Origin of the sequence: Serratia sp. CY82433 (assembly GCF_052166535.1) — a bacterium.
Classification (GTDB): Bacteria; Pseudomonadota; Gammaproteobacteria; order Enterobacterales; family Enterobacteriaceae; genus Serratia; species Serratia sarumanii.
This window is the reverse complement of record NZ_JBJNOR010000003.1, coordinates 134,803-158,059: the sequence shown is the minus strand read 5'-3', so window position 1 is coordinate 158,059 and position 23,257 is coordinate 134,803. Positions and strand designations below refer to the sequence as shown.

The window sequence follows — 23,257 nt, the reverse complement described above, 5'->3', positions numbered from 1 at the left end:
GCCTTGCCGGGTGCGCCCGGCGGCGCGGTTTTAAGTGAAGATGAGATGAACAACGAATATATGCAATTAAGCTCGGTGTTAAACATCGAGTGCACCAAAAGCTCGGTACACTGCACCAGCAAGAAGCGGGCTTTGGAAATTATCAGCGAACTGGCCGCCAAACAGCTCAATCTGCCTTCGCAGGTGGTGTTTGACGCGGTTCTCACCCGGGAGCGCATGGGCAGCACCGGTATCGGCAACGGTATCGCCATTCCCCACGGCAAACTGGAAGAGGACACACTGCGGGCCGTTGGCGTGTTTATCCGTCTCGACCAACCCATCGCTTTCGACGCTATCGACAACCAGCCGGTCGACCTGCTGTTCGCGCTGCTGGTGCCTGCCGATCAGTGCAAAACCCATTTGCATACCCTGTCGCTGGTCGCCAAACGCCTGGCCGACAAAACCGTATGCCGCCGCCTGCGCGCCGCGCAAAGCGACGAAGAACTTTACCAAATCATCACCGAGTAATGTCCGGCCGGCGTGACTTCCAGCCCGGATAACGTTACTGTTTCACGATGATGGATCCGGCCTCGGCCGGAATAACAAAGTTTCCACCGGTGGCGATGAACGCCGCCGCGATGCCAGGGGAGTTGCCACATGGTGCTGATGATTGTCAGCGGCCGTTCCGGTTCCGGAAAATCCGTCGCCTTGCGGGCGCTGGAAGACATGGGTTTTTACTGCGTTGACAACCTGCCGGTGGTGCTGCTGCCGCAGCTCGCCAATACGCTGGCGGAACGCAATATCTCCGCGGCGGTCAGCATCGACGTGCGCAACATGCCGGAATCGCCGGAAGTGTTCGAATACGCGATGACTCAGCTGCCGGACAGCTTCTCGCCGCAGCTGCTGTTCCTCGACGCCGATCGCAACACGCTGATCCGCCGTTACAGCGACACCCGCCGCCTGCACCCGCTCTCCAGCAAAAACCTGTCGCTGGAAAGCGCCATCGACGAAGAGAGCGATCTGCTCGAACCGCTGCGCTCGCGGGCTGACCTGATTATCGACACCTCGGAAATGTCGGTGCACGAGCTGGCCGAAATGCTGCGCACCCGCCTGCTGGGCAAGCGTGAGCGCGAGCTGACCATAGTGTTCGAATCCTTCGGCTTCAAGCACGGCATCCCGATCGACGCCGACTACGTGTTCGACGTGCGCTTCCTGCCGAACCCGCACTGGGATCCGAAGCTGCGGCCGATGACCGGTCTGGATAAGCCGGTCGCGTCGTTCCTCGATCGCCATACCGAAGTGCACAACTTCATCTACCAGACCCGCAGCTACCTGGAGCAATGGCTGCCGATGCTGGAAACCAACAACCGCAGCTACCTGACGGTCGCCATCGGCTGTACCGGCGGCAAGCACCGCTCGGTGTACGTGGCGGAACAGCTGGCCGATTACTTCCGCTCGCGCGGCAAGAACGTGCAGTCGCGCCACCGCACGCTGGAAAAGCGCAAACAATGACGGTCAAACAGACGGTTGAAATCAAAAACAAGCTGGGCATGCACGCGCGCCCGGCGATGAAACTGTTCGAGCTGGTGCAAAGCTTCGACGCCGAAGTGATGCTGCGCAACGAAAGCGGCACCGAAGCCGAGGCCAGCAGCGTCATCGCGCTGCTGATGCTGGACTCCGCCCAGGGCCGGCATATCGAAGTCGAAGCGACCGGCCCCGACGAAGTCAACGCACTGGAGGCGGTCGTCGAGCTGTTCAACTCCGGGTTTGATGAAGATTAGCCGCTGAAGCCCTCCCGCGAATGCGTCGCACCGACGCGTTCGTTCTCTTTGCCTTCTCTCCCTGACACGATCTCCCGCTTTTCACTTTGCGTATCCGCTTCCAAAGTCAGCCGTAACTGCCTGTAAATGCGAAGTATTGATTTACCCGCACGGCGCTAACCGCAATAGTATGCAACGACAAAAACGGGCTGCGGCCGGGTATTTCCCTCTCACTGTGAGCGGGGATGATAAGTTTACAATTTGTGAACACCTAAGACAGTCGCTATAATGTTCACCAGGCAGGAATCGAGGGAGCGATGCATATCATTTCCAGGGAGCCGTTCAATAACGCAACCAAGCAATACCCTAATGAAGCCGCTGCTCTCGAGGCCATTTATAAAGCGTTGCGACGCGGCGAGTTCCGCACGCCGGACGAGTTAAAAGCGCTTTTTCCTTCGCTCGATCGTATGAAATACAAAGAGAAATGGTGGGTCATTGACGTCGGCGGCAACCACCTGCGGATTTTGTTCTTCGCCAGCTTCGAGACACAGAAAGTCTTCATAAAGCATATCGTTAGCCACGCCGAGTACGACAAGCTGATGCAGCACTATCGAAGGAGTTCATCATGATTACAGATGCCATTAAGGCCGCCGATGCGCTGCTGCGCGCCGTGCCCTTATTGCAGGGCAGCAGCTCTCAGCAAGACTACCGGGAAGCGCTCGAATTGGTGGAATATTTGCTGGAAAACGATGAACACCATCCGCTGATTGACATGCTGGCAAAAAAAATCGCCGAATATGAAGATAACAGCGCCGAATTTACCGCATTCAATCAGCGTATCGCCCAACTCCCGCAAGGAGTGGCCGCGCTTCGCGTATTGATGGAACAACACCAACTTAGCCAAAGTGATTTTGAACATGAGATCGGTAAAAAGTCGTTGGTCAGCCAAATCCTGAGTGGCAAAAGATCGCTGACCATTCCGCACATTATGGCGCTGGCCAAACGCTTCAATCTGCCCCCGGCCCTCTTCCTGCCGGAAGCGGATTAGCCCCTCAGCTCCGGCTCAGGCAGTCCAGCGCCACCGCTTTAAAGCTGTCGAAGCTGTCGCTGCTCAGCAGGCGGCTCATTGAGCGTTCACGCACGAAGGTGACAAACAGCTCGTAGATCGCCATCGCCTCTTCATAGTCGCTCTTGCTGATCGCCAGCAGGAAAATCACGTGCGCGACCTCGCCTTCTCCCCAGGCGACGCCCTGCGGCGCCAGCAGCGTCACCACCACGGTCTTTTTGGCCAGCAGCCCCAGCGAGTGCGGCAGCGCGATGCCCTCGCCCAGCAAGGTGGAGACGATCGCCTCGCGTTCGACCACCGACGGATAAAAGTCCGCGCCGACGTACCCTTCCCGCTCCAGCTGGCCGCACACTCGGCTGAACAGTTCCGCCTGCGTCAGCGGCTCGTTGAGCACCATGAAATGCTCGGCGTCGAAAAACTTCTCCAGCATGTACGGTCGGGTGCGATCCACCAGCACCAGCTTGCCCAGCTGCTCCAGCTGGTAATCGGTTGGGAACGGCGACATCACCACCACCGGCTTGTTCTTTTCGCCGATGCGGGCGTTGGAAATCACGAAGTCTTCGTCGATATGCGCAAGCATCTCGTAATCGCGCAGCGAGACGATGCGCGTCATCACCAACTGCGGATACTTACGCGCAATCTGCGCCTGGATCATGCGCACCGTCGAGTTGCCGGTATCGCACACCAGCATCACCTGCGGGTGGCGTTCATAACCGATGTTGTAATGCCGCTCCAGCCCCACGCCGATGTGCAGCACCAGGTAGCCTATCTCATTCTCGCTCAGGGTATAGGGGGTGTATTTGCCCCAGCTGGAGACCGCCGCCAGCGTCACGTCGTAAGCCATCGGATAGTGCTGCTTGATGTTGGCCAACAGCGGATTGGGGATATTGATCTGGTATTTCACCCGCGTAATCATGGTCTTGATATGGGTGAGCAGATCGGCCCGCAACTGCTCGTCGCCCTGCAGGTTGTAGTTATAGTGTGCGTTGATGTAGGACAGGATGTAGTCCACCAGCGCTTCTTCATCGTCGGCGTTGATCTCGGTCGGCTGCACGTCCTGCACGCGCCGCGCGGCGATATTGACCCGCAGATAGGCCTCTTCGGCCATCGAGATCTCTTTGCCGGAGGCCGAACGCAGTTCCGCCGCCAGGCGGGTCGATACCTGGCGCACCGCGTCGTCGCCGTCTTCCACCTCGAAGTCCGGCAGCGGATAGCCGTCGTTGATGCGCCGCAGCGCCACCGCGCAGTAGAAGATCAGGTACTGCTCGCCCTCGTCGGTCAGGCGAATGGCGTATTGCGACAGCAGCGGGTGCAGCAATCCGGCGAACGCCGCTACCTGCGGCTGCAGCAGGATCTCGTTGTTGAGCAGCGGGTTCTCGGCGTCGGCCAGCTGCAGTTGGAACAGCAGATCGGTCAGGCAGGCGCGGATCGCCATCTCCGTGCCGAACAGCTTCATGCCGTAACGCGGCTTGGTTTCAATCGTCAATTGATAGTGCGCCAGACGCTCTCTCACCTCAGCCATGTCGTTTTGCAACGTACCGCGGCTGACGAACCACTCGTCGGCCAGATCTTCCAGTTTAAGGGAGAAGGCTGAGGTCAAAAAACGCACCAGCAGATAATGCACACGCTCCTGCGCGCTGCGCGGGGTGGCATGCTTGCGGCGCTCCTGATGCTGCAGGGCGCTGAACAGCGCGGCGTTATCGACCTGCAGACGATAGCCGGCACCGCGGTTATGCACGAAACGCGCGCCGTATTTGTCCAGAATCTCGTTCAGCGCGGTGATGTCCGCCCGCACCGTGCGGGTGGACACGGCGAAACGCTTCGCCAGCTCATCCTGCGGCAAAGTCTCGGTTTGCAAAGCATCGAACAAGTAAGCCAAACGCGGGTAAGGAAATCGCACCATTCTGTGTCCGTCAATCAGGCGACCCGCCCGGCGAACCGGGCGGGCCACGGGTTACTTCGGCGGCGGCAGGAACACCATTTGCGAGGGGCTGCCGATCGGTAGATAACCGCCCACAAAGCTGAGTTTGCCGTCCGTCGGGTTTACGCTGAAGCGGGTAACGTTATCGCTGCGCTGGTTCAGCGCATACAGATAGCGGCCATCCGGGCTCAGCGCCAGCGAACGCGGATAATCGCCGCGCGTCCAGGTTTCCGCCACCGGTTTCAACTCACCGCCGGCGCCCACGCTGAACTGGGCAATGCTGTTATGCAGCCGGTTGGCGACGTACAGCGTGTCGCCGTTCTTGCTGAGCGCCAGCCCCGAAGCGAAGCTGGTGCCCTGATAGTCGGCGGGCAGCGCGGAAACCGCATGCAGTTGTTTCAGAGTACCTTTTTGGCGATCAAAACGGTAGCTGGTCAACGTCGAGGCCTCTTCGTTCACCAGCAGCACGGTTTCGCCGTCCGGATGGAACACAAAGTGACGCGGACCCGCGCCGGCGGAAGAGGCGGCGATCCACGGCGGATCGTTCGGCGTCAGCCGGCCGCTCACGGCGTCAAAGCGCCATTGGTAGATGCGATCCAACCCCAGATCGGTGGAGAACACGAACTTGCCGCTCGGATCGCTGGCGATCATATGGGCATGTGGGCCATTGTGATCGCTGATGGCGAAGCTGCCGTTCACCGCCGCCGCCGGTTTGGCCGCGCCCGCCGGGCCCTGCTGTTGCTGCACCGAGCTGGCGGCGCCCAGGCTGCCGTCCGCTTCGATCGGGAAAGCCGCCACGCTGCCGCTGACGTAGTTGGCCACCAGCAGATGGCGCCCGTCCGGTGTCGATGAGAGATACACCGGCCCCGCTCCCTGCGAATCCACCTGGTTGAGCTGCGTCAGGCCGCCGTCGGCCGGATTGACCCGGTAAGCGGTGATGCCGCCGTGCTTGCCGCCGTTGAAATCGGCCACTTCGCTGGCGACATACAGCGTCTTGCCATCGGCGCCCAGCGTCAGCTGCGCCGGATTCGGCACTTTGCTGACCAGCGTAGTGTGGCTCAGCGCGCCGCTGGCCGGATCGACCTGCACCCGGTAAACGCCTTCGCCGTTGGGATTGTAGGTGCCGATATAGGCGAAATGAGATGACGTGGAATTCATTGCATCCTCAGCATGCAGCGCCGGGCCGGTCACGGCCAGCAGCGCCAGGAACAACGCGGTGCGTCGGGTTGGAGCCTGCCAGTTTCGCATAGTTATCCTCAGACCTGAGTATAGGTAACGGCGCGGCATGCCGCGCCAGGGGAAAGCCTTCGCCTCCCAGCCTTTACCTCATCCCATTGCGCGTTCAGCCCACCAGCTTTTTGGTCATCGCCAGCAGGGTTTTCACGTCCTGCGGGCGCGTGTCGCCGCTGGCGGCGTCGATGATCGAACTGTAGATATGCGGGATCACGCGTTTCACGCCGGCCGCCAGCGCGATCTCGACGATCGGCTCGTAGTTCTCCAGATCGATGCCGCCGGTCGGCTCCAGCATAAAGTCATGCTCGGCGCAGGCCTTGGCTACGTACTGATATTCGTCCTTGCACTTCAGGCCGCCCATCGGGAAATACTTGATGGAGCTGCCGCCCATGTCTTTCAGCAGGGCGATGGCGGTTTCCACCGGCACGATGCCGTCCGGCGCCGCGGCGCTCAATGGGCCGGTAGAGATCTTCACCCAACCGACGCGGCCGGTTGGCGACACCAGGCCGTTGACCACGCTGTCGTTCTGGCCCAGCAGCGCGCGGCTGGCGCCAACGCCGGTAAACACCTGGTTGACGTGCTGCGGCTGCACCTGCTGAGCGATCAGGCTGACCATCGCCGACTGCTTCGGATCGCCGGCGCCCAGTCCGACCGAGAGCGCGTTGTCGATCAGGCGCGCATAGCGCAGCATGTCGGTCACCGCGCTGTCGACGTCCGGGTAGTTCTTGGAGAGCACGCCCACCAGCACATGGCCTTCCGCCGCGGCGTAGATGTCCTGCGCATTGGCTTTGGAGCCGGCCAGCACGTTCAGGCAGACGCGGTCACGATAGTAGTTAGGCTGCAGCTTCATGCTTGTTTCTCCGTAAACAGGTTTTTGATACAGGTAAAGACGGTCATCAGCTGTTGCTCATCGACGCTGCGCACGTCGACCTCAATCTTGCCCTCGTTGGCCTTGTAGCCGCGGAAGTAGATGGCGATGTCGCCGGTTTTCAGCGCCTGGACGATGTCATAGGTCGACCGCCCCAGCACCGCTTCGTCGAAGGCGATCTCGGCGCGGGCGATATCGCGGCCGGCGCTGTCCCAGACGGTTCTGGCGCTGACGCCGGTCAGGGTGTTGAGGCTGTCGAGGAACGGCGTCATCCGCGCCACCATCTGTTGCCCGGTGGTTTTCTCAAGCGTCAGATAGCTTTCGATCGCCTGCGTCAGGCCGAGGATGCCCTCTTTGCCGACCTTCATCGCCCGACCGATGCCACCGGACTGCAGCTTCACCCACTCGACGTACTGTTTCTTGCCGATAACCAGGCCGCTGGTCGGCCCCTCGATGGCTTTGGCGCCGCTGTAGATCACCAGTTCGGCTCCCATCTGGTAGTAACACATCAGATCTTCTTCCGCCGCGGCGTCGACGATCAGCGGCAGGTTATGCTTGCGCGCCACCACCGCCGCCTGTTCGACGGACAGAATGCTTTTCTGCACGCAGTGGTGCGATTTGACGTACAGGATCGCCGCCGTCTGCGGCGTGATGCAGGCTTCAATCTGCTCCGGCGAACATTCATTGGCGTAGCCCGCTTCCACCACCTTGCCGCCGCCCAGCGCCACCATGGTGTCCACCGGCGCGCCGAAGTTGACGTTGTGGCCGCGCGGCAGCACGATCTCGCGCGGCACGGCGATCGGCGCCGAGTGCAGGTTCACCAGCAGATTGGCGTTATCTTTGACGATCACCGCCGCCACCGACTGGGCGATGCCCGCCGAGGCGCAGGAAACGATCACCGCGTCCTCCACGTTGAGCAGATCGGCGATGTAGGCGCCGGTCTTGTTGACCAGATCCTTGATTTCGAAATAGTGATTCAGGCCGTAGTCAACGGCGTCGATCACATCCTGGCGCGGCGTGGAAACGCCGAGAATGGTCATGCGGCCGGAGGTGTTGATCACCTGCTTCAAACCGTATTTTTCATAAATCGAAGACATCGCTTGCCTCCCCTTGTTCGGTTAATAGGATTTCCCCGGCCACCACCGCGGCCAGCGGCACCAACAGCTGTTCGCCCTCGGCGGTTTGCCCTTCGGCGTCGGCGAACACCTGCGGTTCGCGGCGCAGTTCAAACAGCGTGAAATCGGCGTCATAGCCCGGCTCCAGCCGCCCTTTGCCGCTGAGCTGCAGCGCCGACGCGGCGTTCTCCGTCACGCAGGCGATCACCTGCGGCAGCGTCAGGCCGACGCTGAAAAATTTGGACATCACCGTCGCCAGGCTGTGCACCGGCCCGTTTATGCGGTTGCGGCAGTAAATATCGGAGCTGATGGTGTGCGGCAAAATGCCCAGCTTGATCGCCTGGCGCGCCACCTCGAAGCTGAAGCTGGCGGTACCGTGCCCCACGTCGAGCAACACGCCGCGCCGCAGCGCGCGCTGGATCGACTCGCGCAGCGTGCCCGCCGGCGTCAGAATGCGGTTCGGTTTGCCGTTGTAGCAGTGGGTGATGATGTCGCCACGGGTCAGCAGATCGGCGATCTCGTCCAGATCCGGCGGGTTGTTGCCGATATGCACCATCAGCGGCAGTTGGCGGTTTTCCCGCTGGATCTCTTTGGCCAACACCAGCGGCCGGGTGCCGTTCTTGCCCACCACGCTGCTGCTCATGCGCGCCTTGATGCCGATAATGAAACCGGGATGGCTGGCGATAGCCTGGCCGGCCTCGCGCTTGTCGATGTCCGTCAACTCCGCCAGCTCGTTCTGCCGCAGCAGGCCGATGCGCGAGATGTTGAGGAAGGCGAACACGTTGGTTTTGGCGCTGCGCGTCAGCTGATAAAAGGCGTCGATATCGTCGGCGCCGGTGCTGCCGGCATCGACTACGCTGGTGACGCCGCTGGCGACGCCGACCCGATCCGGCTCGTCATGGTAAATCGGCGAGTCGGGATAACAGTGCACGTGCGCATCGATCCAACCGGCGCTCAGGCGGCAGTTGCCCGCCAGATCCAGTTGGCGAACGGCGCTGACGTCCGCCGCCAGCCGCCGGACCGAGGCGATTTTGCCGTCTTTCACCGCCAGATCGATCAGCGTGTCGTCCGCCAGTCTGGCGCCTCTGATTACTAAGTCATACATACCGCATTGCTCCTGTTAGCCCGGGCGCCGCCGCATCGGGCGGCGCCTGGCGCAGGCCTCTCAAGAAATGGCTACCGGGAAGATCGCCCCCAGGATCATCGCGCCGAGGATCGCTCCGCCGGTGATCGGTTTACCCCAGATATAGAACAGCAGCGCGCCGAGCAGCGAACCGATGCCGATCGGGATCGAGGCGGTCATCGCCGACAGGATGATCAACGGCCCGAGGAAACGGCCCGACGAGTTGCCCGCGCCCATCATCACGTCCGCCCCGTAGGTGGAGTTGCTCTGATTGATGGTGAATTTGCGCGCCAGGATGATCACGTAACCGATCGCCAGGCCGATGACCAGGCCGGTCACCAGCGAAGCGGCGAAGTTGGCGACCGGGAACACGATGCCGGCTCCCAGCAGCAGCGCCGGCACGCCCAGCCCGACGCCGGTCTGGATCGCGCCACCGATGTCCAGGATGCCCACCAGCGAGCCTTCGATGATGCGCGCGAACAGGAAGCTGGCGCCGAACGCCGCCACCGCGCCGTATACGCCGGTATCCATCCCCGCCCGCAGCATGGAAACGAATGCCACTTCGTTAAAGGCGCCGATGCCGTACAGGTAATACATGTGCGTCCCGGCGAACACGCCGGAGGACAGCAGGCCAACAAAAATCGGGAATGACCAGTCGGCGTACCAGAAGCCTTTTTGGGTTTGCTCTTCCATCATCCCGCTCCTTATTTACCGCTCAGGGTGTTGTGAATGGCGTCCAGCCAGCCCGGCACGCCGAGGCTGAAGGACTCGAGAACTTTCATGTCGAAGCCGCGGAAGAAGCCGCTCAGCACGAACAGCAGCACGATCACCGCCATCATGATCTTGGTGATCTTGTTCCAGCCGCTCTCTTCCACGCCTTTGCCGATCAGAATGCCCAGCACCAGGCCCGGCACGGCGTTGCCCATGATCAGCTGCGCCAAGCCGCCGAAGATGGTGCCCCAGAAGCCGGAACGGCGCCCGGCGTCGATCGCCGCCAGCCAGAAGATCACTGGCATCACGGTGTTCACCAGCAGGTTGGCCGCCGGCACCAGCACCTTGATCGCGGTGACCTGCAGCGCGGCCGGCACGGCGGAAGCGGTGGTATTGAGGAAGGCCACCACCAGCATGCCGATGATGCCGCAGGCGATGGCCATTTTTTTCGGATCGTGCAGCGTTTGCGCCAGATTGCGGTTCTTGACCATCAGGGCCGCCGCGCCCCAGTGCGGGATGATGCGGTGGTCGACGTCCTGCGTGAAGGAACCCGCCGCCACGGAAGACGCCCAGGCGTTGAAGAAGAAGCCCAGACCGAATGAGAAGTGGGAAGCCGGATCGCCCTCGCAGGAGTTCAGCTCGCCCAGGGTGCGAAACGCCCCCATGCCCTGTGTTGTCGGCGCGTGGAACATGCGTGCGGCGCCGGCCCCTACGCCGACCCCCACCAACCCACCGATAATAATCGATTTAAATAAGATGATTAAAAACATCAGTATACCCTTTCATTTATGCTAACGTTTTTATTTCGTGACGAAGACAACCTTCTCGGTATTGATAATGGTTACGTTCACGGTTATTTCCAGAGAAACGGCATAGCTCTTTCTTTCACGCGGCAAAAAGAAGAAAAGAAATTTCTCTTTAGTTATTTTCTCTTCCGCTCTCACGACGCTGACGTCCTGCGGCTCGATACGCAGCAGAATATTGTTGGTGGACTTTAATACCGCGCCCTGCACATTAGCCAAGGCGGAAGCAAAAGCTTTCGCTTTGCTATCGCCTTTACCCTCCACCTTTACCGATGTGGTATATTGCTCTTTCATTATGGATTGCCATGTTTTTTGATGTAGGCTTCCACCAGTTTCTGGCCCAACTCTTCTTTATCCATAAAGCCGAAGCCCAGCACGTTGCAGCCTTCGTTAATTGCCGTCACGCCCTCTTCCACCGAACGCATACCGTATTTGGCTTTGTAGCCGTGTTTGGTTTGCGCGGTAATCGCGCCGGCGCCGCCGCTGCCGCAAAAAGAGATGCCCAGCTGCGCGTTTTCCGCTTTCATGACGTCACCCAGCTTCATATCCGCCGCCACGCCGGGGATAACCACCGCTTTTCCGCCTGCGTTTTCAACGCCCTGGCCGACTTTTTGCCCTTTACCCAAACGATCGCCGATCACTACGGTAATTTGACCCATGGTATATTCTCCTGATTGAAATCGATGCGTTAACCGCTATGCGTTATTATCTTTCGCCACTTCGAAGTGCACTGACAATAAATAGGCTTCTTCGATAGGCAATGTGCCAAACTGATTCACCACGCGCTCCGCCATTTGCATGGATTCGGCGGAGATTTCGTCGAACAACGATTTATCCACCTCCGGCAACGGCTCGCCGGTTATTGAACGCAGCACCATGGCGCGAATATGCGATTCCAGCATCTGTTGCTGCACCGCATTGGTATAAATATTTTCAGCATTCAGCATCGCGGCAATATCCGCCAACACCCGAGCGGTGATCTCACCGGCTGCGCTGACATCGGATTGTTCAATTTCTTTTATCGAAGCAGATCCATCATTCACTTTTCAGTACCCCTAGATCCCACATTAATCAGTAAGCCGTAAAGCGCATCACCTGAATAACCCGCTTTCTGTGATGTCTTTACCCTACCCCCGGTAGGATTTTCTGTGTAGACCGGTTTTTTCCAGTTCGAAGTGGAAATCGCATGACGCGCGGGGATCCATTTCGCAAAACGGCGCTGCGGTGAAAAAGTTAATGAGATAACAAATAGATAACCGGGCTAACCGTTTCTTTCGCCACAATTGACGATAAAAGCCTTCGTGATCGGGATCTCTTTCTTTTCTCGTCCCAACCGCCTACTATCAATGGGACAAATCGACATTACCCACACCCCCGCTCCTCTGGCGCGGGGGTGTTGCTTTGTGTTGTTTTTCCGAATTTATGGGTGCACAGACTGGCACCCTTTGATTTGACTGGAGAGTGGAATGACCAAACCCATCATTACTATTAATGAGCTGGATGCGGAACGCCTGGATGCGCTATTGGAACAACCGGCCTTTGCCAACACCGACGTCGCCGCCGCGCTGAACGACGAGTTGGATCGCGCGGAAATCCTGCCGCCGGAGAAAATGCCGGCCAACGTGGTGACCATGAACAGCCGCGTGCGTTTTCGCGATCTGCACACCGATGAAGAGCACGTGCGCACGCTGGTTTACCCGGCATCGCTGAAAGACAGCCACGATCAGCTGTCGGTGATGGCGCCGCTGGGCGCAGCGCTGCTCGGCATGCACGTCGGCAAGCAGATTTCCTGGCAATTGCCGAACGGTGAAGAAGCGCGGATTGAAGTGCTGGAATTGCTGTACCAGCCGGAAGCGGCGGGCGAATACCACCGTTAAGCGGTTCTCAGGGCGGCATCCGGCCGCCCTTTCTGTTTCAGACGCAGATAGCGATCAGCACGGCGATCAGCAGCAGCACGTAGATTTTGGCATGCAGCGCATCGCTCACCTTAGGCAAACAGCGCCTGGCAAATACGATCCCCGCAATTCCCGCGGCCACCAGCACCCCCAGAATTTTCAGATTGACGTAGCCCAGATACTGCGGCCCGCTCATCTCGCGCCACCCCAACACGATATACATCAGCGCGCCGATCACCGCCACCGGGATCGACAGCGGGTTGGCGGCGCTGACGCAATACTTCATGTCGTAGCCATGGCGGCGCAGCAGCGGCACCGTCATCACGCTGCCGCCCACCCCCAGCAGGGTGGCGATGCCGCCGATCAGCGGCCCGCCGCCCCACAGCGTGGCGGGGGAAAGTTCGGCGCGCGCCGGTTTGATCAAAAAACCCCGGCGGAACAGACAGTCGGCGATGGTCACCGCCATATAGGCCACGAATAGCCCGCGGATCACGCCGTCCGCCAGCAGCGAGGAGGCGAACGCGCCCAGCGCCGCGCCGATGCCGATGAAAAAGATCAGCGGCACGATGGTTTCGCGCAGCAGGTTGCCGCTGCGCCAGTTGGTCAGCGTGGCGTAACTCGCGTTGAGGATCATCACCGCCGTCGAGGTCGCCACCGCGATATGCATCGCCTGGCCGGGCTGCTCGCCCGACGCGGAGATCAGGTGATAGACGAAGGGCACCACCACAAAGCCGCCGCCGAAGCCGAACAGAATGGTGGTGATGCCGGTCAGAAAACCGGCACCCAGTACAATCAAGGTTTCAATCATGGCCGTGCGCCCGCACGAAGTCGTCGAACCCGGCGCAGAACTGCCCCGCCAGCGGGTGGAAACGATCGCCGACGAACAGCCCCAGATACTGCTCGCGCACGGCGTCATGGTCCACCAGCTCAATGCCCGCCTGTTCCGCCTGCGCCAGCGTCTGCGCGTCCGGGAAGCCCCAATAGCGCGAATCGCCCTGCTTTTCCGCCGCGATCGCTTCGCTGTGCTCCGCCAACATCAGCTGGCGCGCCAGGAAAGAGCCACTCTGCACGCCCAACAGCATCATGTTTTCCAGGAACGACAGATCGTGCCGCAGCTCGGCGGGCAGGCGGGCGATAACCGGGCCGGCGTCCCAGTGCTCATCCATTTCATGCAGCGTTACCGCACAGTCCCTGTCACCGTTCATCAACGCGCGGAACAGCGTCATCACCCCACGATAACGCGGCAAGTCCCCCGGATGCAGGTTCCAGAGCAGCTTGCCGCGTCGGCTGAAGGCGCGCACATAGTCGGCGGAGAATTTCTGATAACAGCGCAGGGAGATCACCCCATCCATATGCCCCAGGCTGCTGATAAACGCGGCGTCATTGATGTCGAGAACGCGATGCGCTTTGACCCCGGCGGCGGCCAGGAACAGGGCCGGCGGCTGATAGGCCCCCTCGCAGGCGGCGGCGTTGCGGCCAACGAACGGGAACACGAAATCGTTCAGCACTTCGCGCTCATACAGCCCCAGGCGGCGAACCGCCGGCTCCTGCGTGCGCCCGGCGCTTTTCGCCAGGGGGAAATACACCGTAAAGGCACACTCGCCCTTCAGGGTGGCGATCAGATCCTGACACACCAGCCAGGAGAAAATGTCGTTACCGACAAAGAGCGCTACGTTTTTCATGCTTCAGCCTTCTTTGCGTTGAAAATAGGGTTGTTGAACACGATCTTGCTGATATCCCGCGTGATGGACTCCATCGCCGAGGTGTAAAAAAGATCGCCCTTGGCAGGCGCGCCGAGCGAGTAGAGATGCTGCTCGCGGCCGCGTCGGTCGGCGATTTTCAGCGTGTGCGGGTTGCACTTCACGCCGCCGAACAAGTTCTCTTGCACCAGCCCGTCTTGCAGCAGTTGCTGGCTCAGACGGTTGGGCGGCAGTTGATAGGACGGCGTGGTGCAGTTGAACAGATACTGCGCATGTACCCGCGCCTCATGGCAACGAAGGATAAACCCGTCCGTTCCCTTGCTGATATCCGCCAGGCCGCCACAGGCGCGCAGGCGTTGGCTCTCCAACGCCGCTACGATCTTGTTGGCGTTCTTGATCGGCATGGCGTGCCGATTGCGCATCCAGGAGGAGTTGTAAAAGCGCATGAAGACCTGCCGGTTGTTGGCATCCATCTTGACCCAGGCGGCGCACACCGCCGGGTGGATCGCCGCCAGATAGCTGCAGATATGCTCCCGGGCAAAACGCGCGCGATCGAGGCTTTCCGCCAGATCGCGGTAACAATCGCGCCTTTCCCCCAGCGCCGAGAGCACCGTCAACCGCTCCGGCCCCGGATAGTGGCGCGCCAGCGCGGCGTTGATCGCATGCACCAGGTGATGCGCGTCAATGAAATCGCGGCCGGCGACAAAGCGCCGCACCCCCTCCACAAACGCCTCCGGCGGCGGACGCATCAGCGCCGGCTGCACGCTGGGGAACAGGCCCGAGCGCGACAGGGCGCAGATGTCGGTCGCCCCCAGGCGCTCCATCAGCTCAACGATGGCGTCAATCGCCGTCAGGCTGCAGCCGATCACGCCGATGCTCGAATAAGGGTTGATCGGCGGCAGATCCTGGTGGGCCTGATAAGCGATCACCCCATCCACCGGATAGAGACATTCCGGCGGGTTGTGCCCCGAACACAGCACCAGCGCGTTCATCTGTTCGGCGCCGCCACAGGTGGTGGTCAGCCGGTAGCCGGCCTCCAGCGGCGCGATGGCATTCACTTCGGCGGTCACGAAATTCAGCGCTACGTTGCTGTCCGCCGCCATATAAATCGTCATGTCGCGAATAAAATCGAGATATTCCCGATACAGCCAGCGCGGCGGATAACGATCCTGGCAAAACTGTGGGAAATGCATGGCGATCCAATCGACGAAGTGCGCATCGTCGAAAATATCCGCCGACATATTTTCCGGCGTCATATTTAATATATGGCTGTCAAAATCGCTGCTGTATGCCATACCGCCCTTGAAGCCCTGCTTGTCGAACACCGTCAGGGAAAGCGGCCTTTTGCAATGATTAACCGACTTATTTTTTATAAAGTTATACGCAAAAGCGATCCCGGCGGCTCCGCCGCCAACCACACCGAACTTATACATGAAATATCACCTTATAGTCATTGAACTGCGCTAAGAACTATTGCTTCAGGTGTTGGAATAAAAAGACGCTTTATTCCTTATTAACTTCTTGTATTGCGAGAACGAAAATCTTCGTCCCACCCCGGTGTGAAAACTTGCACGGGCTATATGGCCGATAAAATAGCGGCGCCCCGAACAAGCGTTATTTTTCTGCTCCGATAGTAGGGCGACGGCCGTTGGCTTGCTTTATATGAAGGGCCAACTATCATTGCGTTTCGGCCAATCTGCCCGCCAAAGGGAACACATGCGCAACGTCCGCATTGATGACATCGACCACGTAACGCGCGCGGTGATCGCCATCGGCACCGATTATCCGCCGGGGCACCTGCTGCCGATGCACAGCCACCGGCGCGCGCAGTTGTTGTACGGCGCCACCGGCGTCATGCACGTTTTCACGCAGCAAGGCAATTGGGTCGTCCCGCCGCAGCACGCAGTGTGGCTGCCGCCGCAGATGCCGCACGCGGTGAGGATGGTCGGCGTCACCACCCGCAGCCTGTATCTCGAACCCGGCGCGTTGCCCGCCGAACGGCCGCAGGTCTGTCAGGTGGTCAGCGTCACCCCGCTGATGCGCCAGCTGTTGATGGCGGCGGTGGATATGCCGCTGGAGTATGCACAAGAGGGGCGCGACGGAGCGCTGGCGACGCTGTTGCTGCATGAGCTGGCTCGGCTGCAGCCCTTGCCCCTGCACATTCCGCTGCCCGCCGATCCCCGGCTGGGCGAGCTGTGCCGCGCCTTTTTGCAGCACCCCGACGCCCACGACTCCGCGCAGCGGTGGGCCCCTCGTCTGTACATGAGCATTCGCACCTTCAGCCGCTTCTTTCGCGCGCAGACCGGCCTGCCGTTTTCGCAATGGCGCCAGCGCGCCTGCGTGGTGCTGGCGTTGGCGCTGCTGGCCGAAGGGCGCAGCGTAACGCAGGTGGCGATGGAGATGGGATATGACAGCAGCGCGGCGTTTTCAACCATGTTTCGCCGCGTGCTGGGGCAGGCGCCCTCCTCCTATCTGACGGAAGACGGGCGCGACGGTTGACGGGTTAGCGGAATTTCTTGTGGTTGGCGTCGCGGGTTTGCTTGAAGCCCTGCGCCAGCTGCTTCGCTTCGGCGACTTTGCCCTGGTTAGCCATCGCCAGCGCCTGATCGATCTGGCCGATCAGGGTATCCAGCCCGTGACGAAAATCTTTCATCTCCGGGCTGTCGGCGGCTTTGTCTTCCAGCTTCGGCGGGGTGCCCTGTTTGGCGTCCTGCGCGGCGGCGCGCATGTTTTGCAGGCTCTGTTTGAGGGTGGCGGCGGAATCGGTATTCAGCACCGTTTTGTAGTTTTCCGCCAGGGTGTCCATATCGTCGCCCAGATCGGCGGCGACCGCCAGCGAGCTGGCTGCCAACAGCGTCAACGCCGCCAGCGCTTTCAGGGTATTCTGCATGTTTGCTCACCTTCCAGTTATTGTTTTAATTAACCCACCGTTACCATAGGCAAGGCCGGGCAAAACCGAAACCGGAGATTTGTAAGCAAGGTTGAGGCGGGATAACGCGCGACCGGCGGGCGCCGGCCGCGCCGCGGATCACTGACCGGCGATCTTCATTTCCGGCAGCAGCACCGAACCGCACTGGATATTGCTGCGGGTTTCGATATCGCTGCCGACGCTGACGATGTTGCGCAGCATGTCTTTCAGGTTGCCGGCGATGGTGATCTCGCTGACCGGATATTGGATCTCGCCGTTTTCCACCCAGAAACCGGCGGCGCCGCGCGAGTAATCGCCGGTGACGCCGCTGACGCCCTGGCCCATCAGCTCGGTGACCACCAGGCCGGTGCCAAGCTGTTTCAGCATGCCGGCGAAGTCAGCGCCCTGCCCGGCAATGCGCCAGTTATGGATGCCGCCGGCATGGCCGGTGCTGTGCAGGCCCAGCTTGCGCGCCGAGTAGCTGGTCATCAGCCAGGTTTGCAGCACGCCGTCCTTGACGATATCGCGCCGCTGGGTGCGCACGCCCTCGCTGTCGAACGGCGTCGACGCCAGCCCTTTCAGCAGGTGCGGATGCTCTTCGACGGTCAGCCACGCCGGCAGGATCTGCTTGCCGAGCGAGTCCAGCAGGAAGGTCGATTTGCGGTAAACGCTGCTGCCGCTGATGGCGCCCACCAGATGACCGAACAGCCCGGTGGCCACCTCGGAGGCGAACAGCACCGGCGCCTTCATGGTCGACAGTTTGCGCGGCGCGAGACGCGCCAGCGTGCGGCGGGCGCACTCCTGCCCCACCCACTCGGGGCTTTGCAGATCGCCCATCGCACGGCCGATGGTGTAAGCGTAATCCCGCTCCATATCGCCGTCCTGCTCAGCAATGACGCAGCTGGACAGCGAGTGGCGGCTGGAACAGTAGCTTTGCAGCATGCCGTGGCTGTTGCCGAACACCTTGATACCGTAGTGGCTGTTGAAGCTGCCGCCTTCGGTGTTGGTGATGCGCTTGTCCGCCGCCAGCGAAGCCTGCTCGGCGCGAGCCGCCAGCTCGATGCCGCGCTCGGCGTCCAGCTCGATCGGGTGGAACAGATCGAGATCCGGCGCCTCGAACGCCAGCAGATCTTTCTCCGCCGGGCCGGCGCAAGGATCCTCAGAGGTGTAGCGCGCGATATCCAGCGCCGCCTGTACGGTGCGGGCGATGGCGTCCGGGCTGAGATCGGTGGAAGAGGCGCTGCCTTTGCGCTGGCGGTGATACACGGTGATGCCCAGCGCGCCATCGCTGTTGAACTCGACGTTTTCCACCTCGCCGAAGCGGGTGCTGACGCTGATGCCGGTCGATTTGGTGACCGCGACTTCCGCCGCGTCGGAACCGGCGCGGGCCAGCTCCAGCGCCTGAGAGACGGCCTGTTCCAGCGCCTTGCGCTGTTCTGCAACTTGAGTGACTACTTTCATCAATCTGCCATAATTAATCAGAAAACCGTTGAGAAAAGTGCCGGAGCGGCGTAGTTGTGCACGCGGAGCGGCGCGCAAAAATCCTGAGATCTCTGCCGTTGAGTCTAACAGGAACCGCGTTGAATTTCGCATAAAGCCGGCAACCTGTTAGGATTAGCCTCTTTTTAACGGAGCCTACCATGAACAAACAGCCTGAAGACTGGCTCGACGATGTCCCGGAGAATGAAAACGAGGACGATGACGAGATTATCTGGGTCAGTAAAAGTGAGATTAAACGTGATGCCGAAGCGCTGAAAGACCTGGGGGCCGAAATGGTCGATCTGGGCAAAAACGCGCTGGACCGCATTCCGTTGGACGAAGATCTGCGTGCCGCCATCGAGCTGGCGCAAAAGATCAAGAAAGAGGGCCGTCGCCGTCAGCTGCAGCTGATCGGCAAGATGCTGCGCGCCCGCGATATCGAGCCGATCCAGACCGCGCTCGACAAGCTGAAAAACCGCCACAACCAGCAGGTTTCGCTGTTCCATAAACTGGAAGCGCTGCGCGACCGCCTGGTGGAAGAAGGCGATGACGTCATTCCGTCGATCCTGGATCTGTATCCGGCCGCCGATCGCCAACAGCTGCGTTCACTGGTGCGCAACGCGCAGAAAGAGAAGGCTGCCAACAAGCCGCCTAAGGCTTACCGCCAGATCTTCCAATACCTGCGCGAGCTGGCCGAAGCGGCCGACTAAGCGCCGCCGCCATCCCGGGATGAAGCCGTTTCATCCCCGGTGATGGGCCGGCTCGCCGCTGCTTTCGCGGATATTGAAGCGCAGGCTGCCTTCCAGCTCTTCTTCCGCCTCTTCAAACAGCAGAATGATCGCGCCGAAACGACGCTTGCTGCGGGCATTCAGGTGAGTGAACTCGATTTCCACCGGCAGGCCGATATCGCCGGTCACCACGTCCCACAGCGCGTCGAGGTTGGCGCCGAACCCCTCGTCCAGCGCAAACTTGTGCGCGAAATCGCGGTAGAAGGTCGGCACATCCTGGATCTGTTCGAAATCAAACTCTACTTTTGCCATCAAACTCACTCCACACGAATGAAGTTTTTGTAATGGTCGCGCGTGACGAAGATCAGACCGTCGCTCGAATACAGCAGGCGATCGGCGCCGCGCCGGCCACACTGATAATTGATGTCCGCTTCGCGCCAGACCCGGCCGCCGGCGCTCGGCAGTTGCCCTTCACGGTTAGAGAACCGATCGCCGCCGATCGCCTTGCCCGGCAATACCGCACAGAGGTTGCCTGAACGCGGATCCCAGCCCTGCTCGCGCGCCTGCTTCTTGGTGACGTAATAGCCCGGCAGCCGCTGATGCTGCTGCAGGTAACTCACCACCGTTTGCTGCTGCGTGAGCCGATCGATGCTCTGCTGCTGCCCCGCCGGCGCCACCGCTGCGTTGCCGTCGATCGCACGGTGCTCGTTGCCGCGCAGCGCGCTGAAGACGGCGATGACCACGGCGATGACAATCGCCAACAGAATCCGCTTGTTCATGACATTCCCTGAAATTATGCCGCCGAAGGCGCCGCAGCGCCCCCAGGCTAGTTAGCTATATAGTCGACCAGGATGAAACTAAGATGACCGGCACGTCACATTTTCGCGGCGGTAAGAGTTTCATCCATTCATGACAATGATGCCACTTTCCAGCCGTTCTGGCACTCGGAGTCGCTCTGAAAACGGGCCGCCCCACATGAGACGGCCCGCCGTGCCAGGCGCTGCTTTCAGTATAGTCGGGGAAGGCGCCGCACAACGCGGCGCAACAGGCGGGAACGCATCAATCGATCAAGGCGTGGCGATAGCGATGCAGCATGTCGGCCAGGCGCTTCACCGGCCCGGTGACGCTGAGCGGCGCCTGATTGTCTACCAATTTTTGCTGGTACTCGTTCATTTCACCCAGCAAGCGATCGTAGTAATAGGCGCGCTTGACGTCGTTTTTGGCCGAGACCACCCGATCGGCGGTGCTGCGGATCTGGCGGTGGAAGGCCGACAGCTCTTCGCTGACCGGAATCTCCGCCCGCTGCATGCGCTGGTGGGCGATGATCAGGTTCAGCGCCAGACGATACTTGGCGATGTCGTTCGGGAACATCATCAGCAGCTGGTTAAGCTGTTGATACAGCGCAGGCAGGTGGTTCTGCCGACGGCGCGCCGCCTTGGTGGTCAGCGCCGACACCGCGCTGCTGACGAACTGGTTGAGCAACGTGCGGCCGGTGCGTTCGCGCGAATTGTCGCGGATCAGCAGCAGCACCATCAGCCCGACGCAGCTGCCGAGGAACTGGCCGAGCGCTCCGTCGAGAAACTGGGTGACGTTGAACTCCATCGGGTTGCTCAGCACCAGAATGTTGATGGTCCCCGCCAGCAGCCCCAGCGAACCGAGCCGCCGCTTCTGCACCTCGATGCCGATGAAGAACGCCAGCAGGCCGAGGCTGAGACACAGCAGCAAAATGCTCTGCTGCGTCGCCGGCAGGATCACCATGAAGAACAGGGAGCCGACCGGGATCGCCGCCAGCATGCCCAGCACGAAATCCATCGCCACCATGCGCGGCGCCGGGGTGCGCATCGCCAGCGAGGTGATTACCGCAATGATCACCATAAAGCCGCTGCCGGACGTCCAGCCGGTCCACAGCCACAGCAGGCAGCCGAACGCCGTGGCCACAAAGGTGCGCAGGCCGTTGATCATCGCATGATGCCCTTCCGCCGAGGTCGGCTTGACCACGGTTTCATTGCTCAACACGTCCTCTTCCACCGCGCTGATGCTGCCGTTGGTGTGTACGCCCTTCGACAGCAGCAGGTAGCGCGTTGCCGCGCCGACCCAGCCGGTGAGGGTCGGCAGCGTTTCTTCGGAGCGATGCGTGGTCAGCACCTGGCGCAACAGCTTCATGCGCCTGTGGATCTCCTGCGGGGTTTCCGCCGGCACCATCATTTGCTCCCGCAGGCTCGCTTGCAGCGCGTCCGGGTGATTCAACAGGATCAGGTAGGTTTCGCAAGCCTGGGTAATCAGCGTCAGCGACAGGGTATGCAGCGCCTTCACCCGGCGATTGACCTTCTGCCAGCGCGAAGACTCCATCATCAGGTTGTTGCGCATGCCGTCCAGCGCCGTGGTGCTCTTCACCAGATTGCTCCAGGCGCGGTCGATGTCTTCTTTGTCGGCGTTGCTGATGCACATCTGCATCAGGCGATAGTGATCCACCAGCAGCTGATCCACCGCCCGATCGATATCCTGCTTGATCGAACGCGGCGAGAACAGCAGATCCGCCAATACGGCGCTGACGATGCCCAGCACGATCTCGCTGCAACGCTCGATGGCGAACTGCGGCGCCTCCAGCAGATGGGCCTCGCTGGTGGCGACCGTCACGATGATGATCAGCGCGGTATAGCCGGCCAGGCCCCAGGCGTAGGAGTTCTCGACCTTGATCAGTGAAGAGAGCCAGGTGCAGAAACCGGCCCAGATGCAGCACAACAGCAGCATCACCACCGGCGCGCGGGCGGTGGTGATGATAATGAGCAGGCCGACGAAGCAGCCGATAAAGGTGCCGATAATGCGCAGCCAGCCGCGGTGGCGGATGGCGCCGGAGAAGGGTTCACCGCCGGCGGCAAAGGCCGGGCCGGCGGCGACGATGGCGGCGGTCATCGCCGACCAGCGCGGGGTTTCCAGATTGAGATGGAAGCCGACGAACAGCGCAAACACAATCGCGAAGCTGAGCTTGAAGGCGAATCTCAGCCGGATAAAGGTTGGGCTATTCATTAGCCGAACTCACGCAGCCGGTGCATCAGGCGCACAAAAGGCGAGCCGCTGTCGGCATTGCGATCGTTCTTGCCGACGATCACCACGGTGGCGGTGGTGCCGGCCGGGTACGGATGCTGTTGGTCCTTGGCGTCCAGCAGGATCTTCACCGGCACGCGCTGCGCCAGGCGCACCCACTCCAGGTTGCTGTCGATCGAGGCCAATCCTTTGTTGTTCACCGTGCTGCTGCTGTTGTTCACCGCCGCCGCCACGCTGTCGACGGTGCCATGCATGATGCGGTTGCTGCCGAGCGGGGTGATCTCCGCGCGATCGCCCTTATTCAGGCCGTTCAGCTTGGTTTCTTCCAGATAGGCCAGGATGTAGAAGGAGTCTTTCTTCACCAGCGCCACCGCCACCGAACCGCGGGTGATGTATTCGCCGGCGTGTACGTTGAGGTTGGTGATCCAGCCATCGGCCGGAGCGCGCACCGTGGTGCGTTCCAGATCCAGCTGCGCCAGCTCACGCGTCGCCACGGCCTTCGCCAGCTGGTGTTGCACGGTCTGCAGCGAGTTGTTCGACTGGTCGATTTCTTCCTGCGACATCGCCTGCACGCCCAGCTTCACGCGGCGGCCGGCCTCGCGCCGCTTTTCCGCCGCCAGCGTCTGATAGTAGGCGACGTCGGCACTGGCTTGCGCCAGCGCCTGCTCATAGCGCGGCCGATCGACCACGAACAGCACCTGCCCTTTCTTCACCAATTGGTTATCCACCACCGGCACATCGGTCAGCAGACCGCTGACGTCCGGCGCGATCGCCACCACGTCGGCGGTGAACTTAGCGTCACGCGTCCACGGCGACTCGGTGTAAAACACCCAGGCCTTGAATACCGCGACGATGCCCAGCAGCACAAGAATCAAAGTGATCGCGATTCGGGTTATTTTTATCGAAAAATTTTTCACAGCGAC

Annotated in this window: 27 protein-coding genes; 8 read left to right on the top strand and 19 right to left on the bottom strand. The window is 60.8% G+C overall.

What is annotated here, in order from left to right:
* The first annotated feature begins 45 nt into the window (after positions 1-45).
* The 5 genes from ptsN to ACJ8PI_RS16945 all read left to right on the top strand — a co-directional run bounded on the left by ptsN (position 46) and on the right by ACJ8PI_RS16945 (position 2,787).
* Positions 46-507: a PTS IIA-like nitrogen regulatory protein PtsN gene (gene ptsN, locus ACJ8PI_RS16965; protein ID WP_016930212.1), complete on the top strand. Its 462-nt coding sequence runs from the start codon at positions 46-48 to the stop codon at positions 505-507.
* 129 nt (positions 508-636) lie between these two features.
* The gene (gene rapZ / locus ACJ8PI_RS16960) at positions 637-1,491 is read left to right on the top strand and encodes an RNase adapter RapZ (RefSeq protein WP_164134679.1); all 855 of its coding nucleotides are present in this window, start codon (positions 637-639) and stop codon (positions 1,489-1,491) included.
* Complete coding sequence (gene npr / locus ACJ8PI_RS16955) at positions 1,488-1,760, top strand: PTS phosphocarrier protein NPr (RefSeq protein ID WP_033648996.1); 273 nt, start codon at positions 1,488-1,490, stop codon at positions 1,758-1,760. The genes rapZ and npr overlap by 4 nt, the downstream gene beginning before the upstream one ends.
* 296 nt (positions 1,761-2,056) lie before the next feature.
* Positions 2,057-2,368 carry a type II toxin-antitoxin system HigB family toxin gene (locus ACJ8PI_RS16950; protein ID WP_033636137.1) on the top strand — a complete coding sequence of 104 codons (312 nt, stop codon included), beginning with the start codon at positions 2,057-2,059 and terminating at the stop codon, positions 2,366-2,368.
* Positions 2,365-2,787 (top strand): helix-turn-helix domain-containing protein, encoded by a 423-nt coding sequence (locus tag ACJ8PI_RS16945; RefSeq protein ID WP_033636138.1) that lies wholly within the window; start codon positions 2,365-2,367, stop codon positions 2,785-2,787. The genes ACJ8PI_RS16950 and ACJ8PI_RS16945 overlap by 4 nt, the downstream gene beginning before the upstream one ends.
* Positions 2,788-2,791: 4 nt before the next feature.
* Here ACJ8PI_RS16945 and ACJ8PI_RS16940 read toward each other — a convergent pair whose 3' ends face one another.
* The 10 genes from ACJ8PI_RS16940 to ACJ8PI_RS16895 all read right to left on the bottom strand — a co-directional run bounded on the left by ACJ8PI_RS16940 (position 2,792) and on the right by ACJ8PI_RS16895 (position 11,601).
* Positions 2,792-4,708, bottom strand: a complete 1,917-nt coding sequence (locus tag ACJ8PI_RS16940) for a BglG family transcription antiterminator (RefSeq protein ID WP_033648995.1) — start codon at positions 4,706-4,708, stop codon at positions 2,792-2,794.
* Between the two features lie 51 nt (positions 4,709-4,759).
* The gene (locus ACJ8PI_RS16935; protein WP_164134680.1) at positions 4,760-5,974 is read right to left on the bottom strand and encodes a lactonase family protein; all 1,215 of its coding nucleotides are present in this window, start codon (positions 5,972-5,974) and stop codon (positions 4,760-4,762) included.
* 94 nt (positions 5,975-6,068) lie between these two features.
* Entirely contained in the window at positions 6,069-6,809 is a 741-nt protein-coding gene (gene dagF, locus ACJ8PI_RS16930; protein WP_004937022.1) for a 2-dehydro-3-deoxy-phosphogluconate aldolase, read from the bottom strand.
* Positions 6,806-7,924 (bottom strand): DgaE family pyridoxal phosphate-dependent ammonia lyase, encoded by a 1,119-nt coding sequence (locus ACJ8PI_RS16925; protein WP_049234180.1) that lies wholly within the window; start codon positions 7,922-7,924, stop codon positions 6,806-6,808. The genes dagF and ACJ8PI_RS16925 overlap by 4 nt, the downstream gene beginning before the upstream one ends.
* Positions 7,908-9,047 (bottom strand): amidohydrolase/deacetylase family metallohydrolase, encoded by a 1,140-nt coding sequence (locus tag ACJ8PI_RS16920; RefSeq protein WP_164134681.1) that lies wholly within the window; start codon positions 9,045-9,047, stop codon positions 7,908-7,910. The genes ACJ8PI_RS16925 and ACJ8PI_RS16920 overlap by 17 nt, the downstream gene beginning before the upstream one ends.
* Before the next feature lie 60 nt (positions 9,048-9,107).
* Complete coding sequence (locus tag ACJ8PI_RS16915) at positions 9,108-9,758, bottom strand: DUF4310 family protein (protein WP_033636148.1); 651 nt, start codon at positions 9,756-9,758, stop codon at positions 9,108-9,110.
* A gap of 11 nt (positions 9,759-9,769) precedes the next feature.
* On the bottom strand, positions 9,770-10,546 hold the full coding sequence (locus ACJ8PI_RS16910; protein ID WP_004937006.1) for a DUF4311 domain-containing protein: 777 nt from the start codon (positions 10,544-10,546) through the stop codon (positions 9,770-9,772).
* A 30-nt stretch (positions 10,547-10,576) separates the two neighbouring features.
* Entirely contained in the window at positions 10,577-10,873 is a 297-nt protein-coding gene (locus tag ACJ8PI_RS16905) for a DUF4312 family protein (RefSeq protein WP_033636150.1), read from the bottom strand.
* Positions 10,873-11,238 (bottom strand): glycine-rich SFCGS family protein, encoded by a 366-nt coding sequence (locus ACJ8PI_RS16900; RefSeq protein ID WP_033636151.1) that lies wholly within the window; start codon positions 11,236-11,238, stop codon positions 10,873-10,875. Before ACJ8PI_RS16900 ends, ACJ8PI_RS16905 begins: the two co-directional genes overlap by 1 nt.
* Positions 11,239-11,274: 36 nt before the next feature.
* Entirely contained in the window at positions 11,275-11,601 is a 327-nt protein-coding gene (locus tag ACJ8PI_RS16895) for a glycine dehydrogenase (RefSeq protein ID WP_089185451.1), read from the bottom strand.
* Positions 11,602-12,045: 444 nt separating this feature from the next.
* Between ACJ8PI_RS16895 and rnk the strand changes: the two genes are divergently transcribed.
* Entirely contained in the window at positions 12,046-12,456 is a 411-nt protein-coding gene (gene rnk, locus ACJ8PI_RS16890) for a nucleoside diphosphate kinase regulator (protein ID WP_004936993.1), read from the top strand.
* A gap of 37 nt (positions 12,457-12,493) precedes the next feature.
* Here the strand turns inward: rnk and ACJ8PI_RS16885 are convergent, their stop codons facing one another.
* Genes ACJ8PI_RS16885 through ACJ8PI_RS16875 form a run of 3 tightly spaced genes read right to left on the bottom strand, consistent with a single transcriptional unit; the run spans position 12,494 to position 15,607 of the window.
* Positions 12,494-13,282 carry a sulfite exporter TauE/SafE family protein gene (locus ACJ8PI_RS16885; protein WP_047570414.1) on the bottom strand — a complete coding sequence of 263 codons (789 nt, stop codon included), beginning with the start codon at positions 13,280-13,282 and terminating at the stop codon, positions 12,494-12,496.
* Positions 13,275-14,156 (bottom strand): formyltransferase family protein, encoded by an 882-nt coding sequence (locus tag ACJ8PI_RS16880; RefSeq protein WP_033636154.1) that lies wholly within the window; start codon positions 14,154-14,156, stop codon positions 13,275-13,277. The genes ACJ8PI_RS16885 and ACJ8PI_RS16880 overlap by 8 nt, the downstream gene beginning before the upstream one ends.
* The gene (locus tag ACJ8PI_RS16875; RefSeq protein WP_164134682.1) at positions 14,153-15,607 is read right to left on the bottom strand and encodes an FAD/NAD(P)-binding protein; all 1,455 of its coding nucleotides are present in this window, start codon (positions 15,605-15,607) and stop codon (positions 14,153-14,155) included. Before ACJ8PI_RS16875 ends, ACJ8PI_RS16880 begins: the two co-directional genes overlap by 4 nt.
* Before the next feature lie 283 nt (positions 15,608-15,890).
* Here ACJ8PI_RS16875 and ACJ8PI_RS16870 point away from each other — a divergent pair, with 283 nt between their 5' ends.
* Positions 15,891-16,673, top strand: coding sequence for an AraC family transcriptional regulator (locus tag ACJ8PI_RS16870; protein ID WP_041036839.1), 783 nt, complete (start codon positions 15,891-15,893; stop codon positions 16,671-16,673).
* Between the two features lie 4 nt (positions 16,674-16,677).
* Here ACJ8PI_RS16870 and cybC read toward each other — a convergent pair whose 3' ends face one another.
* On the bottom strand, positions 16,678-17,064 hold the full coding sequence (gene cybC / locus ACJ8PI_RS16865) for a cytochrome b562 (protein ID WP_164134683.1): 387 nt from the start codon (positions 17,062-17,064) through the stop codon (positions 16,678-16,680).
* A gap of 138 nt (positions 17,065-17,202) precedes the next feature.
* Positions 17,203-18,543: a metalloprotease PmbA gene (gene pmbA, locus ACJ8PI_RS16860; RefSeq protein ID WP_033648986.1), complete on the bottom strand. Its 1,341-nt coding sequence runs from the start codon at positions 18,541-18,543 to the stop codon at positions 17,203-17,205.
* A 179-nt stretch (positions 18,544-18,722) separates the two neighbouring features.
* Between pmbA and yjgA the strand changes: the two genes are divergently transcribed.
* Entirely contained in the window at positions 18,723-19,271 is a 549-nt protein-coding gene (gene yjgA, locus ACJ8PI_RS16855) for a ribosome biogenesis factor YjgA (RefSeq protein WP_004936968.1), read from the top strand.
* Between the two features lie 30 nt (positions 19,272-19,301).
* Here the strand turns inward: yjgA and ACJ8PI_RS16850 are convergent, their stop codons facing one another.
* The 4 genes from ACJ8PI_RS16850 to aaeA all read right to left on the bottom strand — a co-directional run bounded on the left by ACJ8PI_RS16850 (position 19,302) and on the right by aaeA (position 23,251).
* Entirely contained in the window at positions 19,302-19,601 is a 300-nt protein-coding gene (locus ACJ8PI_RS16850; protein ID WP_004936963.1) for a barstar family protein, read from the bottom strand.
* 5 nt (positions 19,602-19,606) lie between these two features.
* Positions 19,607-20,068 (bottom strand): ribonuclease, encoded by a 462-nt coding sequence (locus ACJ8PI_RS16845; RefSeq protein ID WP_047570407.1) that lies wholly within the window; start codon positions 20,066-20,068, stop codon positions 19,607-19,609.
* A gap of 280 nt (positions 20,069-20,348) precedes the next feature.
* Positions 20,349-22,316, bottom strand: coding sequence for a p-hydroxybenzoic acid efflux pump subunit AaeB (gene aaeB, locus ACJ8PI_RS16840; protein ID WP_164098124.1), 1,968 nt, complete (start codon positions 22,314-22,316; stop codon positions 20,349-20,351).
* Positions 22,316-23,251, bottom strand: coding sequence for a p-hydroxybenzoic acid efflux pump subunit AaeA (aaeA, locus tag ACJ8PI_RS16835; RefSeq protein WP_033648981.1), 936 nt, complete (start codon positions 23,249-23,251; stop codon positions 22,316-22,318). The genes aaeB and aaeA overlap by 1 nt, the downstream gene beginning before the upstream one ends.
* Between the last annotated feature and the right edge of the window lie 6 nt (positions 23,252-23,257).